General features: G+C 69.6%; 13 protein-coding genes. 9 read left to right on the top strand and 4 right to left on the bottom strand.

Features of this window, described 5'->3' with window-relative positions; all coding sequences use genetic code 11:
- Positions 1-215 precede the first annotated feature (215 nt).
- From KUM03_RS30460 to KUM03_RS30435, 6 genes are all read left to right on the top strand, one after another.
- Entirely contained in the window at positions 216-611 is a 396-nt protein-coding gene (locus KUM03_RS30460; RefSeq protein WP_217253644.1) for a putative T7SS-secreted protein, read from the top strand.
- Positions 612-4,820 (top strand): DUF6531 domain-containing protein, encoded by a 4,209-nt coding sequence (locus KUM03_RS30455; protein ID WP_308406449.1) that lies wholly within the window; start codon positions 612-614, stop codon positions 4,818-4,820.
- Positions 4,810-5,310 (top strand): Imm50 family immunity protein, encoded by a 501-nt coding sequence (locus KUM03_RS30450; protein WP_217253641.1) that lies wholly within the window; start codon positions 4,810-4,812, stop codon positions 5,308-5,310. Before KUM03_RS30455 ends, KUM03_RS30450 begins: the two co-directional genes overlap by 11 nt.
- Positions 5,297-5,704 (top strand): Imm50 family immunity protein, encoded by a 408-nt coding sequence (locus KUM03_RS30445; protein WP_217253639.1) that lies wholly within the window; start codon positions 5,297-5,299, stop codon positions 5,702-5,704. The genes KUM03_RS30450 and KUM03_RS30445 overlap by 14 nt, the downstream gene beginning before the upstream one ends.
- A 42-nt stretch (positions 5,705-5,746) precedes the next feature.
- Positions 5,747-6,385: a hypothetical protein gene (locus tag KUM03_RS30440; protein ID WP_217253636.1), complete on the top strand. Its 639-nt coding sequence runs from the start codon at positions 5,747-5,749 to the stop codon at positions 6,383-6,385.
- Positions 6,386-6,750: 365 nt separating this feature from the next.
- Complete coding sequence (locus KUM03_RS30435; RefSeq protein ID WP_217253633.1) at positions 6,751-7,956, top strand: oxygenase MpaB family protein; 1,206 nt, start codon at positions 6,751-6,753, stop codon at positions 7,954-7,956.
- Between the two features lie 77 nt (positions 7,957-8,033).
- Here the strand turns inward: KUM03_RS30435 and KUM03_RS30430 are convergent, their stop codons facing one another.
- The 4 genes from KUM03_RS30430 to KUM03_RS30415 all read right to left on the bottom strand — a co-directional run bounded on the left by KUM03_RS30430 (position 8,034) and on the right by KUM03_RS30415 (position 11,670).
- Positions 8,034-9,197 carry a TetR/AcrR family transcriptional regulator gene (locus tag KUM03_RS30430; RefSeq protein ID WP_217253631.1) on the bottom strand — a complete coding sequence of 388 codons (1,164 nt, stop codon included), beginning with the start codon at positions 9,195-9,197 and terminating at the stop codon, positions 8,034-8,036.
- Between the two features lie 95 nt (positions 9,198-9,292).
- Entirely contained in the window at positions 9,293-10,384 is a 1,092-nt protein-coding gene (locus KUM03_RS30425; RefSeq protein WP_217253628.1) for an NAD(P)-dependent alcohol dehydrogenase, read from the bottom strand.
- Positions 10,381-10,890, bottom strand: coding sequence for a DUF4334 domain-containing protein (locus KUM03_RS30420; RefSeq protein WP_217253626.1), 510 nt, complete (start codon positions 10,888-10,890; stop codon positions 10,381-10,383). Before KUM03_RS30420 ends, KUM03_RS30425 begins: the two co-directional genes overlap by 4 nt.
- Positions 10,891-10,962: 72 nt before the next feature.
- Complete coding sequence (locus tag KUM03_RS30415) at positions 10,963-11,670, bottom strand: TetR/AcrR family transcriptional regulator (RefSeq protein WP_217253623.1); 708 nt, start codon at positions 11,668-11,670, stop codon at positions 10,963-10,965.
- Positions 11,671-11,929: 259 nt separating this feature from the next.
- Between KUM03_RS30415 and KUM03_RS30410 the strand changes: the two genes are divergently transcribed.
- From KUM03_RS30410 to KUM03_RS30400, 3 genes are read left to right on the top strand one after another with little or no spacing between them, the layout of a single operon-like run.
- Positions 11,930-13,084 carry a CaiB/BaiF CoA-transferase family protein gene (locus tag KUM03_RS30410; RefSeq protein ID WP_217253621.1) on the top strand — a complete coding sequence of 385 codons (1,155 nt, stop codon included), beginning with the start codon at positions 11,930-11,932 and terminating at the stop codon, positions 13,082-13,084.
- A complete protein-coding gene (locus KUM03_RS30405) occupies positions 13,084-14,109 on the top strand; it encodes an LLM class F420-dependent oxidoreductase (RefSeq protein ID WP_217253619.1) in 1,026 nt (341 codons plus the stop codon). Before KUM03_RS30410 ends, KUM03_RS30405 begins: the two co-directional genes overlap by 1 nt.
- 11 nt (positions 14,110-14,120) lie before the next feature.
- Entirely contained in the window at positions 14,121-15,269 is a 1,149-nt protein-coding gene (locus KUM03_RS30400; protein WP_374225404.1) for a long-chain specific acyl-CoA dehydrogenase, read from the top strand.
- Positions 15,270-15,336 lie beyond the last annotated feature (67 nt).

Here is a 15,336-nt window from a genome sequence, read left to right as displayed (position 1 = left end):
CAGACGATGGCGGCGGTGGGCCGGATGTTCTCCCGCGTAGCGCGCTTCCGCGCGGCGCCGTTCGCGGCCTACGACGCGGAACGCGGTGCGCTGGTGAGAACATGCGTCTCTTGAGTAACTTGAGTCGACCCGAGATTTGAACATGTCAACCGACTCAACCACCACGGTCCGCAGACCCGCACGCGTCCAGAGCACCACCACCACGGGGGAACCACATGTCACACCGGCCCACGGACTGGCACGTTCTCGACCTGGACAAGGACCCGACCCCCGGAGATCCCCACCGTGTCCGGAAACTCGCCGGCACTCTGCACGACTTCGCCGACGACGTGGGCGACGCGCTTCGTGACCTCAAGGGCATAGCCACCGAGGACGAGATCCTCTCCTGGGCTGGCAAGACGGCCCAGGTGTTCGCCGACGAGTTCGGGGACGCCCCCAAGAGACTCCGGAAGCTCAAGAAGTCCTACGAACTCGCAGGCGACGCCCTCGCCTCCTTCTGGCCCGACTTGCAGGACGCCCAGGAGAAGGCGGACAAGGCGCTGCGCGACGGGCGCAAGGCACGCGACGAACTCACCACCGCACAGACGGCACTGTCCGGCGCCAACGACTGAGTGCGCACAGCGACCGAGAAGGTCGACTCCTACGATCCGTCGAAGAACGGGGGCAAGGACGTCCCCACGCCCGACGAGGCCGACGTCCGACGCGCCACCCGCGATGCGCAATACGCCAAGTCCCGCCAAGAGGCGGCCGAGCGCGACCTGGACACCGCGCAGAGCGCCCTTGACGCGGCCAAGAAGCTCGCGGGCCAGGCCAAGGGCCTGCGCGAGGAGGCCGCCCGCCGCACGGTGGCCAAGCTCGAGGAGGCCTCCGACGCCGGCATCCCCAACCGCCGCTGGTGGGAGGAGATCGGCGACTGGGTCTCCGACCACTGGGACGAGATCGTCACCGTCTGCAAGTGGGTCGTGGCCGTCGTGGGCATCGTCGTGATGATCGTCGGCGGACCGCTCGGCTGGTTGGTCTTCGCCGCCGCGCTGGTCGTGATGGCAGACACGATCCGAAAAGTGATCAACGGTCAGGCAGGATGGGGCGATCTCCTATGGGCAGCCCTTGACTGCATACCCGCCACCAAGGGCTTCACCAGCCTCGCGAAAATGGGCATGCTCTGGAAGGCCGGCGGCCTCAAGGCCCTGGGCACCGGGGCGCTGCAGGGCATCGGCGGCGGTCTGAAGAACCTGGCCAACAGCGTCCGTGAGTTGAAGAACGTCGGTTCCAAGGTCCGGGGGGTGAAGGACTGGCTCAAGGGCCTGGGGCGTAAGAGCGTGAACGAGTCGCCTACGGGGTCCAGCCGTACAAAGGACGGTGTCTGCTCCAACGGCACGGACCCGATCGACCTGGCCACCGGCAGGATGTATCTACCGCAGGCGGACGTCACGCTGCCCGGCACCCTCCCCCTGGTCTTCCGGCGGCGAGTGGAGTCCGGCTACAGACTGGGACGCTGGTTCGGTCCCTCCTGGGCCTCGACGGTCGACCAGCGGCTGGAGTTCGACACCGAGGGCATTGTCTTCGTTCACGAAGAGGGCCTGGTCCTCGCCTACCCGGCGCCGGAGTCCGGGACGTCGACGCTGCCGAGCCACGGCCCCCGCTGGCCGCTCTCCGCGACCGACCACGGCGGGACGGCCAAGTACACGATCACAGACCCCGCGACGGGCCGGACCTGGTCGTTCATTCGGCACGAAGACATCGCGCCGCTGTACGGCATCGAGGATCGCAACGGTAACCGCGTCACCATCACCTACGACGAGCACGGCGCTCCGGCCTCGATCGCGCACAGCGGCGGCTACCACCTGAGGCTCACGACCGAGGGAGAGCGGATCACCGCTCTGTACCTGACCGGAGCGGCCCCGGACGGTGGCGACCAGGAACTGATCCGATACGGCTACACCCATGGCCATCTCACCGCCGTGACCAACTCCTCCGGCCTCCCTCTTCGCTTCAGCTACGACACGGCCGGGCGGATCGTCTCCTGGACGGACACCGAGGACCGCAGTTACACGTACGAGTACGACGACAAGCATCGCTGTCTGGCCGAGGGCGGCTCCGAAGGCCACATGGCACTGCGCCTCACCTACGACGAGACAGACGAGGACACCGGGCACAAGGTCACCACTGCGACCACCGGCGCGGGACACACCAGCCGATATCTGATCAACGAGGCCCACCAGGTCGTCGCCGAGACCGACCCGCTCGGCAACACCACCCGTTACGAACGGGACCGCTACGACCGCCTGCTCTCGCGGACCGACCCGCTCGGTAACACCACCCGCTTCCGCTACGACGAGGCGGGCAACCTGACCTCCGTCGTCCGCCCGGACGGCCACCAGCTCACAGCGGTCTACAACGGCCTCCGCCTGCCGGTTCAAGTGATCAACCCAGACGGAAGCACCTGGCGCCAGGAGTACGACGATCGCGGGAACCGCACCATTATCGTCGTTCCGTCCGGAGCGGCCACCCACTTCACGTACGACTCGGCGGGACGTCTCACCTCGGCGACCAGCGCGCTGGGTCACACCACAACGGTCCGCTGCGACAGGGCCGGCATGCCGGTCGAGGTCATCAACCCGCTCGGCAGCGCCACCCGCTACGAACGTGACGCCTTCGGCCGCACCACAACGGTCACCGATCCACGCGGCGCTACCACGCGGCTGCACTGGACGGTTGAGGGCAGCCTGACCCGGCGCGTGGCTCCGGATGGCAGCGAGGAATCCTGGACCTACGACGGTGAGGGCAACTGCACGAGCCACACGAACGAGATGGGGTCCGTCTCTTCGTTCGAGTACACGCACTTCGACCTGCTGGCAGCCCGCACCGGACCGGACGGCGTGCGCTACGAGTTCGCGCACGACTCCGAACTCCGGCTCACCCAGGTCACCAACCCCCAGGGCCTGACCTGGAACTACGAGTACGACGCCGCAGGACGCCTCACCCACGAAACCGACTTCGACGACCGCACCCTCACCTACACCCATGATGCCGCAGGACGCCTGACCAGCCGTACCAACGCCCTGGGACAGACGGTGCGCTATCAGCGGAACGCACTCGGACAGATGCTGCACAAGGACGTGGATGGACAGGCCACCACCTTCGAGTACGCCCTCTCCGGCCAACTGACCGGCGCCATCAGCCCGGACGCCACGCTCTGCCTGGACCTCGACGAGTCCGGCCTGCGCCGGTCGGAATCAGTCAACGGCCGCACCGTCACCTTCGCGTACGACGAACTGGGACGCCGCACCCACCGCACCACTCCCGCCGGTGCCACCAGTACGTGGACGTACGACGAGGCGGGCCGCCGCGTGGGCCTGACCACCTCCGGTCACACGATCGGTTTCGACCGGGACGAGGCAGGCCGGGAGATTGCCCGCCACATCGGCGAGACGATTACACTCGCCCACGTCTTCGACGAGGCGGGCCGCCTCACTACGCAGCACGTCGCCGAGGGCTCCCGAGTGGTTCAGCGCCGTGCCTTCACCTACCGCGCGGACGGCTGCCTCGCCCAGATCGACGACCGTCTGAACGGCGTCCGCCGCTTCGACCTCGACGCCGTCGGCCGCGTCACCGGCGTCCACGCCCAGGGCTGGACCGAGAGTTACGCCTACGACGAAGCCGGTAACCAGACCGACGCCTCCTGGCCCGTCCACCACCCCGGCCACGAAGCCACCGGTCCTCGCACCTACCTCGGCACTCGCATCGCTCGCGCCGGGAACGTACGCTACGAGCACGACGCCCAGGGGCGTATCACTCTGCGCCAGAAGACCCGTTTGTCCCGCAAAGCGGACACCTGGCGATACACCTGGGATGCCGAGGACCGGCTCATCGCCGTGACGGCCCCCGACGGCACACGCTGGCGATATCAGTACGACCCTCTCGGCCGCCGAACCGCCAAACAACGCCTTGCCGCGGACGGCGAGACCGTCGCCGAGCAGATCACCTTCACCTGGGACGGCCACGTCCTCTGCGAGCAGACCAGTTCGGCTCAGGACCAGCCCCACCCCGTCGTCCTCACCTGGGACCACGACGGCCGACGACCACTTGCCCAGACCGAACGCATGACCACGGCCGAAAGCCCTCAGGACGTCATCGACCAGCGCTTCTTCGCGATCGTCACCGACCTGATCGGCACCCCCACCGAACTCCTCGACGAGAACGGCGACATCGCCTGGCGCACCCGCACCACGCTGTGGGGCACCACCACCTGGAACACCGACGCGAAGGGCTACACGCCTCTTCGCTTCCCCGGTCAGTACTACGATCCAGAGACTGGCCTCCACTACAACTACTTCCGCACCTACGATCCCGAAACCGCCCGCTACCTCACCTCCGACCCTCTCGGTCTGAGCCCCGCCCCCAATCCGGCAACCTACGTTCACAATCCGCATATCTGGAGCGACCCCCTTGGCCTTGCCCCGGAGTGCACGGAGCCTGTTGGCCGCACGATTGAGGAGGCGAAGGCTCAGGCTCTGAAGGACGCAGGAATTCCGGAAGGTGCTGAGCCCCTGGAAGTGAACCAACATGTTCCGGCCACAGGGCCGGAATATGCAGGCTCCAAGCAGCTTATGAAGGATCACCAGCCCGTTTACTACACCGAGGAAATCTACGACCATCCCAACGGCGATGACCTTGTAGTCTTCCAGGACCACTGGTTCGGGCACCAGGAGCCCGGTACCCCTGGCTATCAAGGCCCGCACGTTCACGTAAGGCCGTTCGAGGACACACGCAACGGGCAGATCCCCGGATGTGAGGAGCACTACTACTATGACCTCTGACGGATTTTTGACGACTCCCGGAGTGCTTCAGCAGATCTACCAGAGGGTTCCCTCCCTGCGTGATGTCAGGATGCGCTCGATCAACCTGAACTGGCGCGGCCCCACGCTGACCCTGAGGCTCGATTTTGCTTCATTCCCGGAGAACGCGCCGCAGCAGTGGGTCGACGCGGATGTGGACACAGTGCAGTGTCAACTTCAGTTTCTGGCGGTGGAAGGGGTCTCTCTGACCGAGTGGGAGCCGCCGGCCACCGCGTCCGTTGAGCTGAACCGTCACGGAGCGGACCGGCGCATGAGAGTCAGCGTCGGCGGATCCGGTGTGAGCCTGGACTTCGACAGCAGCGACTCCGTGCTGGTCGGTCATGTGAGCGCCTTCAAGGTTCAGGCCGATGGATCGGACGGCGGAACGCATCTGTTTCTGAGCAAGCTCGACGCCCGTCGCCACACGGCACTTCCCGACACCTGTGAGAAGACCTTCTATGAGCGCATCTGACTGGCAGCAGTTCCTGGCTTCCCCTGAATATTTGGGCGAATTCTATGATGTGCCGCCCTCGCCGGATTTGTGCGACCTTTTCTATGTGCACATTGATGAACGAGGCAATTCGATCACCTTCGGGTTCGATACGAAGAAATTCCCTTCAAGGCCCCGTGGGGAATGGCAGGAGAAGGGGCTCAATGCCTTCGAGTTCTACCTCGTCTTTACCGACGTGGAAGATCTACGCGTTTCTGGCTGGGGGCCTCCCGTGGTGAAGGAATTCGAGTTCACCTGGCGTGAAAGCGGGCAGGTCGCGGTCGCGATCACAGGGGAGGGGTCCGAGATTGCATTCTGCGCGACCTCTGTGTTCATGGCAAAAACGCGCGCCTACCTCGCGCAGGTAAGCGAGTAGCCACCTAGCGAGGTGTGAAAGACCATCGGATCGGAAGCTGGAATGAGCACCGCAAGTACCCCTGTCCCACACGCGCCTGTCGGCGTCTCTCTGTGCGTGCCGGAGTCGTGGTGGGAGTTCGACATCCGCCCAGAGGGGCGTGATGCGACTGTCCGCGCTCTCGTCGACGAACGGATCCGGGAGATCCCCGAACTCGCCCCTTATCGCGCGGACGTGGCGAACATGCTCCGCAGGATGGCCAGGGATGCTCACGCCTCCGGTGCGATCTATATGGGCTGCATGGCCGAGAACTTCGACGGTGTGCCGCTGTCTGCCACTGTCACGGTCAGCGTGCTCGGCGCGCAGAACAAGCAGGGCGCCGCTCTGTCCACCGATCCCCGTGCGATAGCCGACAGTCTGCGATCCATCACGCCCCGCCGCGAGGGGGACGCGTGGCGCTCGGTCACGACCGTCGACATCTCTCAAGTCGGCACTGTTGCCCGGACCTTCGGGGTCGAGGACGTGCCCGTCGCGCACGGCGACAGCCGCACCCTGCGTATGGTGCTGACCCAAACGTACGTTCCCGTTCCGGGGGTCACCGAACAAGTGGTACTTGTTTCCTGTGCAAGCCCGGTCCTGGACTTGGCTGAGGCGTTGCACGACGTCTTCGATGCCGTGACCAGCACGCTCCGCTTCGTGTAGCCGTAGATCGTGCCAGAACCCCGGCGTGAAGCTGGTGCCCTCGGCAGTCATCGTCCTGGCCGCCGGCTCTCATGACGGCTCTCCAGTTCGCCCATCGGGCGGCCCACGCGGCCCTGGTGGCAGGATATTTCCCGGCCGCTGTCCCGGCGGCTGTGCGCGAGCGGCCCGGTGGATCGTCGCCGGGCCGCTCGCGTTCCGCATGTCTGCGGGCGGTTCGGCCGCCCCCATTGCTCATGCCGACCCGTCTCGCTATGTTAACGAGAAATCACATAACTCCTCAGGGCTCGCAGCCGCGGCGGTTGCTCAACCATCGCGTGGAGGAAGGCACAAAGTACGGTCTCATCCTCAGGGAAGCGGGTAAGTCAATGGAGAATCTCAGCAGGCGAGGGGTCCTCTCCCTCGGTGTAGCGCTTGGGCTCGTGGGCGTGGCGGACAGCACCAGGGCGTGGGCGTGGCCGTCGGCCGACTCGGTGGCCGGAAGCGGCTCGGGGGCCGATCCGGAGTACGTCTGGGACGACGCGGCGGACCCGCTGATGGCCGGGCTGCTCGAGAACGGCAGTGTCCCGGCGGTCAACACCGCGATGGAAGGGTGGGTGAACAACGACGATCCGCTGCCCGGCGCCTTCCCGCCCGCCCTCACCGCGCACCTGAGGCAGGTCAACAGGCTGCCCTCCTGGGCCGACCGCACCAAGCTGGCCCGCGCCGCGGACTTCAACCGGCGCCGCGACACCTACCTGTTCATGCTCTACGGCCTCGGCAGCGGGATCATGAGCACCGTGATCCCGCGCGAGGCCAGGAGCGTCTACTGGTCCGCGGGCGGCGCCGACATGCAGGACCGGGCGGCCAAGACGTTCACGTTCGGCTACGACCTGTGCCAGCTGGGAGCCTTCGAGCCCCAGGGGCAGTTCATCGTCACCGCCAACAAGACCCGGCTGGTGCACGCCGCGGTGCGGCACCTGCTGCCCCAGTCACCGCACTGGAAGTCCGGCGCCGACCAGGACATCCCGATCAGCGCCGCCGACATCCTGGTCACCTTCCACAGTCTGGGCACCTACGTCCACTCCAAGCTGACCGAGTGGAGGATCCCCTTCTCGGCCGAGGACCAGGAGGCGTTCCTGCACTCCTGGCAGGTCGCCATCCACCTGCTCGGGGTGCCGGACGAGTACATCCCCAAGACCTGGGCCGCCGCGCACGCGCAGTCGAAGCAGGTGCTCACCCCGATCCTCGCCCCGACGGACGAGGGCAACAAGCTGGCCGAGGAACTGCTCGGCCTCACCGCGCAGATCGACCTCGGCGTCACCCGCGGGTTCCTGAACGAGTTCGTGCGCTACGTCCTCAGCGACGAGGTCGGCGACTGGCTGGGACTGCGGCGCGACTACGCGGCGGCCGCCCTGGTCCGCACCGTGTGGCCGGCGTACATCCTGTTCCGCGAGGGCCTGTCGCCCATCATGCCCCGCAGCTTCTACATGGTCGACCAGTTCGTGCGCGCCCTGGCCATGCTGTTCCTCAACAAGGGCTCCTCCGGGACCACCACGCCCATCACGATCCCCACCGGGAACCGGGCCGGCTGACCGGGAGACCCGGTCCCACGGATGCCCGACCCACGGCCTGGGCGCCGGGGGGGGGCATCCGGTGCTCGGGCCGGTCCTCACAGGCCCAGGGCGCCCACGACCAGAGCGGTCACGGCGTCGCGGTGGTCGGGGCTGTCCCGCCACCGCAGTTGGCGACCCGCCTCGACGACCACGCCGAACCCGGCGTGCACCAGCACCCGGGCCTGGCGGGGGTCCAGTTCGGGACGGGCCAGCCGCAGCTGCTGCTCCCAGACGGCGATGTGTTCACGCTGGGCGAGGACCAGGGGCCGCCGCAGGTCGTCCGGCAGTCCGGCCACCTCGGCCTCGGCGACGCTGTTGAGCGCGGTGTGCTCGAAGCTGTAGGCCACGTACGTCGCCGCCAGCGCGACGACGGCCTCGTACGGTTCGGCCACCTCGTCGAGGTTCCGCTCCACTCCCTGCGCAAGCAGCCCCGCCGCCTGGAGGCACGCCGCCGACAGGATGTCGACCTTGCCGGGGTAGTGACGGTAGAGCGCGGACGGGGCCAGTCCCACCGCCCGCGCGATCTGGCCGTTGGTGACGTTGGCGAACCCGTCCCGTGCGAACAGCGGGATGGCGGCCGCCAGGATCTCCGCCCGTCGGGTGCGCGGCACCGGCTGGGCGGGCGACTCCACCGGGCGCGCGCCGACGGGGGCCGCCGCGAGGTCGGTGGCGGCCACCCGCAGCGCGGCGTCCGACAGCAGGTTCTCGGCCCGGCGCCCGGCGATGGACGTGTGGTGCATCGTGATGGAACCGATCGCACCGAGGGCGGCCACGGCCCGCAGGCGCTCCTCGGGCAGCGGGAACTCGCGCCGCACCGCCTCCTCCACTCGCCCGACGAGGCGCGCGAACTTCGCCTTGAGGCGCCGGCGGTCGTCACGGTCGAGGTACCGGGCCTCCCACCGGTAGACGCCGCCCGAGGCGCGCCGCGCGACGGTGATCCGGGCGACGGCGGTGAGCAGGTCCGCCGACGGCGCACCGGGCGGCACCTCGTCGAGGGCGGCGACGAGTCCGTCCGCCATGACGTCGGCGCACTCGGCGAAGAGCGCGTACTTGTTCGGGAAGTGCCGGTACAGGGCAGCCGCGGTGATCCCCACGCCGGCGGCGATCTCCTCCATGGACGCCCGGTGGTAGCCGCGCTCGCTGAAGACCCGGCCTGCCGCCTCGACGATGAGCTGCCTGCGGTTGCGGGGCCGAGTGCCCGTGGTCGGATCGGCGGTCACGGCCGGACGGGCGGGTGCGGGGGCGGGACCATGCGGATCAGTCAATCACACGTCGCCGTACCGGCCGGGTGCCTTCCCGTCGCGCGGGCGACCGCTCAGCCGAAGATGAGGACCGGTTTGACCGCGCTGCCGTCGCGCATGGCGGCCACGGCGGCGCCGATGTCCTCGAAGGGGAACGTGGTGACCAGCCGCTCCACCGGGAAGAGGCCGCGCCGGTGCAGCCCGATCAGCTCGGGGATGAAGCGGCTTGGATCGGAGTCGCCCTCCATCACCCCGTGCAGGCGCGCCCCCTTGGCCATCAGACGCATCATGTCGAAGGTCACCTCACCGCCGAGGGCGAGACAGGCCAGCTCGCCGCGCGGGCGCAGCGCCCCGACGGCACGCTGGAGCATCTCCGGGCGGCCCGTGGTGTCCACGACGTGGTGCGCCCCGCCGTCGGTGAGGTCGCGCAGCGTCGCCGGCAGCGCGTCGTCCGGCGGCAGGGCCACCCGGGCGCCCAGCCCGAGAGCCAGCTCCCGCCGGGCGGCCACCGGGTCGACCGCCACCACGGGGTCGCAGCCCGCGGCCACCGCGGCCATCAGCGCGCTCAGCCCGACCCCGCCGGCCCCCAGGACCACGAGTGACGTCCCCGGCAGGGGACGCAGCCGGTTGAGCACCGTCCCCGCGCCCGTCTGGCCTCCGCAGCCCAGGGGCGCGGCGACCGTGGCCGGCAGGTCGGACGGCACCTTGACCACTCCGCGTTCCTGGACGACGGCGTACGTGGCGAAGCTGGACTGTCCGAAGAAGCCGCCGTGCAGCGGGGCGCCGTCGAGGCGGAGCGGCGTGGTGCCGTCGCCGCGTCCGCCGGAGAGGTTGAGGTCCGGTGCCGAGTGGCAGTACGCGGGCTGGCCCGCCGCGCACTGCGGACACGCGCCGCAGCTGGCGAAGGTGAGGCAGACGTGGTCCCCCGGCCCGACGCCGGTCACCTCCGCGCCCACCGCCTCCACCCGGCCGGCGCCCTCGTGGCCGAAGACCATGGGGGTGAGCCGCGCCGGCCAGGTCGCCTGGATGCCCAGGTCCGTGTGGCACAACCCGACCGCGTCCATCCTGACCAGCACCTCATGCGGCCGCGGGTCCGCCAGCTCCACGTCCAGGACGGTGAACGGCGCGCCCGGTGCCCGGGTGACCGCGGCGCGGGCGTGCCTCACGCGTCCTGTCCGGACCGCCGTCCCTCGGCCTCGGCCTCGGCGACGCGGTGGAGGTAGAAGTAGTAGTAAGGGCCGTCCTCGGGAATGCCCTTGCCGTTCATGATGCCCATGAGGGTGTGGTCGTCGACCCGCTTGAAGTGGTCGAGGACGGGCCGGCCGTCGTAGACCATCGTCGCCGTCGGCTCGCCGCGGAACTCGACGGTCCACAGGCTGGCCTCGCCCTGGCTCAGCTCCACGTTGGAGTACAGCTCGCCCTCGGCGTCGCGGCAGACCAGCGGCTTGACGTCGTGCGCAGACGTGAACGTCTTGCCGTACCAACCGGCCTTCTCCAGCATGCCGTTGAGGGGATGGCCGGTGTCGAACTCGCCGCCCTTCCACTCGCCGAGGATCTCCTCGGGCCGGACGGTGTCCAGGCCGGCCCAGACGGCGTCCAGTTCGGCCGCCTCGACCTTGCCGCGCGTCTCGCGCAGTACCTGGAAGCGGGTGCGGGCTTCACACGGGTCCATGCGGTGTCCTCTCGTCGGTGCTCGAAGCGTGGTCGGGGTGCGGTGGGGGAGGAGTCCCGGGACCCGGCCGCGTCATCGGGCCGGGTGCGGCGCCAGGTCCCGGGTGGCGGCGGGACGCGGGAGGAGCGGCGGTGCCGTCCGGCCGGTGACCGCCCCGGGGTGACCGACGGTGCCGAGGCTCAGCAGGACGTGGCGCTCGGCCACCTCCTCCGCGGTGAGCGGGCCGTCGGGGCGGAACCAGTTGGCGACGCCCTGGCACATCACGAGGACCGCCCGGACGGCGTCGGCCGGGATCGGCGTGGTGAACACGCCCTCGGCGCGGCCCGCTTCGACCGTGTCCAGCAGCATGTGCTGGAGGTAGTCGCGCAGGGCCACGTAACGGGCCCGGTTCTCCGGCTCCAGGCTGCGTATCTCGGTGTCCAGGAAGGCCAGGGACCGGCGGTGGGCCATGTAGAGCACGATCGACTCGACCATGCCGCAGAACCTCGCCAGCGGATCCGCCCCGGCCTCGGCGGCCGCCGCCCGGCAGCGGTCCAGGACGTCCTTGATGGACGTCTCCAGCAGGGTGGCGAGCAGCGCCTGCTTGTTCTCGTAGTGGTAGTACAGCGCGGGCACGGTGACGCCGACCCGGCCGGCGATGTTCCGGACCGAAGTGCCGTGGTAGCCCTGCTCGTTGAAGGCCTCCATGGCGTGCACCAGGATCGGGTGCAGGGCGAGCGGCCCGTAGGAGCGCCAGTGCTGCGCTGGGGCCGTGGTGTCCTGGCTCGGCTCGGTGCTCAACGACTCTCCTCGGAACTGGCGTCGACGGGCGACATCGTACGGCCGTGCGTCCGGATTCGACCCTCCCTGGAGCTTAGCGATCGATAAGCAACTGCCGGGGTCAAGGTAGAGCCCGGCGCCCTGGCTCGGCAAGTGCCCATTGAATTCCCGGTGTCGGGGGCGTTGACCGCGCGCTCGACCGCTTCTACGTTCTTAGCGAACGCTCAGTAAGGTCCCGGTCGCGCGGCGGCGAGTCCGCCGTGCCCCGAGAGAGGAACCCATGAGCCACCACCCCCCTGACTCCCCGAGCCGCGGCACCGCCGGGCCCCTGGACGGCGTACGTGTGGTCGAGCTGGCGGGCATCGGGCCCGGCCCGTTCGCCGCGATGCTGCTCGGGGACCTGGGCGCCGACGTGGTGCGCGTCGACCGCCCCGGACCCGCGCCGCTCGGCGGTGCCGCCGCGTACGACGTGACCAACCGCAACAAGCGCTCGGTGCTGGTCGACCTCAAGTCGCCCGAGGGGCCGAAGGCCGTACGGGCACTGGCGGCGCGCGCGGACATCCTCGTGGAGGGCTACCGCCCCGGCGTCGCGGAGCGGCTCGGCGTCGGCCCCGAGGAGTGCATGGCCGCCAACCCCGCGCTGGTGTACGGACGGATGACCGGCTGGGGCCAGCAGGGCCCGCTCGCCCCCCTGGCCGGCCACGACATCGGCTACATCGCGACGGCCGGTGCCCTCTCCATGGTCGGCGCCGCCGACGGACCGCCCGCCGTCCCGGCCAACCTGCTCGGCGACTACGCCGGCGGCTCCCTCTACCTCACCACCGGCGTCCTCGCCGCGCTGCTCACCGCCCGCGCCACCGGCCGAGGCCAGGTGGTGGACGCCGCGATCATCGACGGCACCGCCCACCTCACCTCGCTCTTCTGGGGCATGCTCGCCGACGGCACCTGGCAGGACGCCCGCGGACGCAACCTCCTCGACGGCGGCTGCCCGTACTACGGCGTCTACGAGACCGGCGACGGCGGCTGGATGGCCGTCGGAGCGTTGGAGCCGCAGTTCTACGCCACGTTCGTCACCCTGCTGGGCCTGAACGGCGACGACCTGCCGGACCGCACCGACCCGCGTGAGTGGCCGGAGCTGCGGGCCCTGTTCACCGCCCGCTTCAAGACCGCGACCCGCGACGAGTGGACGGCCGTCTTCGAGGGCACCGACGCCTGCGTCGCCCCCGTGCTCTCGCTGCGCGAGGCGGCGGGCCACCGGCACCTGACCGAACGCGGCACCTACACCGAGGCGCACGGCGTCACCCAGCCCGCTCCCGCGCCCCGCTTCTCCGCCACCCCCGGCACCCTCCGGCTGCCCCCCGCCGCCCCCGGCGCCCACACCGCCGACGTGGCCCGCGACTGGGACCTGCCCGACGTCCTGAAGGACCTGACCTGATGGAACTGTCCACACCCCTGACCTACAGTGGCGACCCGCGCGAGGCCGCCGACCGGGCCGCCGCCCTGGAGACCGCCGGACTCGACGCCGTCTGGGTGGCCGAGGCCTATGGCTTCGACTCCCCGACGATCATGGGATACCTGGCGGCGAGGACCGAGCGGATGCGCATCGGCTCGGCCGTCCTCAACGTCTACTCACGCACCCCCGCCCTGATCGCCCAGACCGCGGCCGGACTCGACGCCCTCACCGGCGGCCGGGCCCTCCTCGGCGTCGGCGCCTCCGGACCACAGGTCGTCGAGGGCTGGCACGGCCGCCGCTACGACCGCCCGCTGGGCCGCACCCGCGAGGTGATCGAGCTGTCGCGGCGGATCTGGCGGCGCGAAGTCATCGAGCACCACGGCATCACCGACCTGCCCCTGCCGCCCGAGAAGGGCGGCACCCTCGGCAAACCCCTCAAGCTGCTCACCCATCCCGTCCGCGACACCATCCCCGTGTACGTCGCCGCGCTCGGCCCGGCCAACGTCAGGATGACCGCCGAACTCGCCGACGGCTGGCTGCCGTTCCTCTACGCACCGGAACACGCCGCCAAGGTGTGGGGGCGCTCCCTGGCCGAGGGGACCGCCAAGCGAGATCCCGCACTGGGACCCCTGTCGGTCGTGGCGGGCGGCCTCCTCGCCGTCGGCGACGGGGCCGAAGCGGTCCGCGACCGGATGCGCCCCACCGTCGCCCTGTACGTCGGCGGCATGGGCGCACCCGGCCGGAACTTCTACCACACCCTGGTCTGCTCCTACGGCTACGAGGCCGCCGCGTCCGAGATCCAGGAGCACTACCTCGCGGGCCGCAAGAAGGACGCGGAGGCCGCCGTGCCCGCCGAACTGCTGGAACAGATCTGCCTGGCGGGCCCGGAGGGCTACGTCCGTGACCGCGTCGAGGCCTTCCGGGAGTCGGGCGTGACGATGCTCAACGTCACCCCCGTCGGCCCCGATGCCGCCCGGCTGATCGAGCGCGTGAGGAGTTGGCTGTGACACCGGAGGCTGTGACATTGAAGCGCGACCTGTACGGTCCCGACCACGAGGCGTTCCGCGAGACCGTGCGGACCTTCCTCGCCAAGGAGGTGACCCCGCACCACGAACGGTGGGAGAAGAACGGCGTCGTCGACCGTGAGGTGTGGCGCGCGGCGGGCCGTCAGGGCCTGCTGGGACCGGCCGTCGACGAGGAGTACGGCGGTGGCGGCACCGAGGACTTCCGCTACAGCGCCGTACTCATCGAGGAGTTCGCCCGCGCCGGAGCTTCCGGACTCGCCCTGAGCCTGCACAACGACATCGTCGGCCCGTACCTGACCCGGCTCGCCACCGAGGAGCAGAAGCAGCGCTGGCTGCCCGGCTTCGTCTCGGGCGACATCGTCACCGCCATCGCCATGACGGAACCCGGCGCCGGCTCCGACCTCCAGGGCATCCGCACCACCGCCACCGACCAGGGCGACCACTACCTGCTCAACGGCTCCAAGACCTTCATCTCCAACGGCGTCCTCGCCGACCTCGTCATCGTTGTCGCCCGCACCACGCCCGAGGGCGGCAGCGGCGGACAGAGCCTGCTCGTCGTCGAGCGCGGCACGGACGGCTTCGAACGCGGCCGCAACCTCGACAAGATCGGCCAGAAGGCCCAGGACACCGCCGAACTGTTCTTCAACGACGTGCGGGTCCCCAAGGAGAACCTGCTCGGGGAAGAGAACCGCGCCTTCACCTACCTCATGGGCAACCTCGCCCAGGAGCGCCTGGCCATCGCCGTCGGCGCCGCCGCCGCGGCAGAGGAGATCCTCGACGTCACCACGCGGTACGTGAAGGAACGCGAGGCGTTCGGACGGCCGCTGGCGAGGCTCCAGCACATCCGTTTCGAGATCGCCGAGATGGCCACCGAGGCCGCGGTCACCCGGACCTTCCTGGACCGCTGCATCGCCGATCACAGCCAGGGTCGGCTCGACGCCGTGCACGCCTCGATGGCCAAGTGGTGGGCCACCGAGCTGCAGAAGCGGGTCGCCGACCGCTGCCTCCAACTGCACGGCGGCTACGGCTACATGAGCGAGTACCGGGTGGCGCGGGCGTTCCTCGACGGGCGCATCCAGACCATCTACGGCGGCACCACCGAGATCATGAAGGAGATCATCGGCCGCTCCCTCCTCGGTTGAGCCGGCCCGCGTCGATCCCTGTGCCGCGTCCGCGGCCTGTCACGAACCCACCCGGAGGACACCCAAG

Source organism: Streptomyces sp. AC602_WCS936, from assembly GCF_019049125.1.
Lineage (GTDB): Bacteria > Actinomycetota > Actinomycetes > Streptomycetales > Streptomycetaceae > Streptomyces.
The sequence above is the reverse complement of the archived record's forward strand: the minus strand, read 5'-3'. Positions and strand labels throughout refer to the sequence as shown.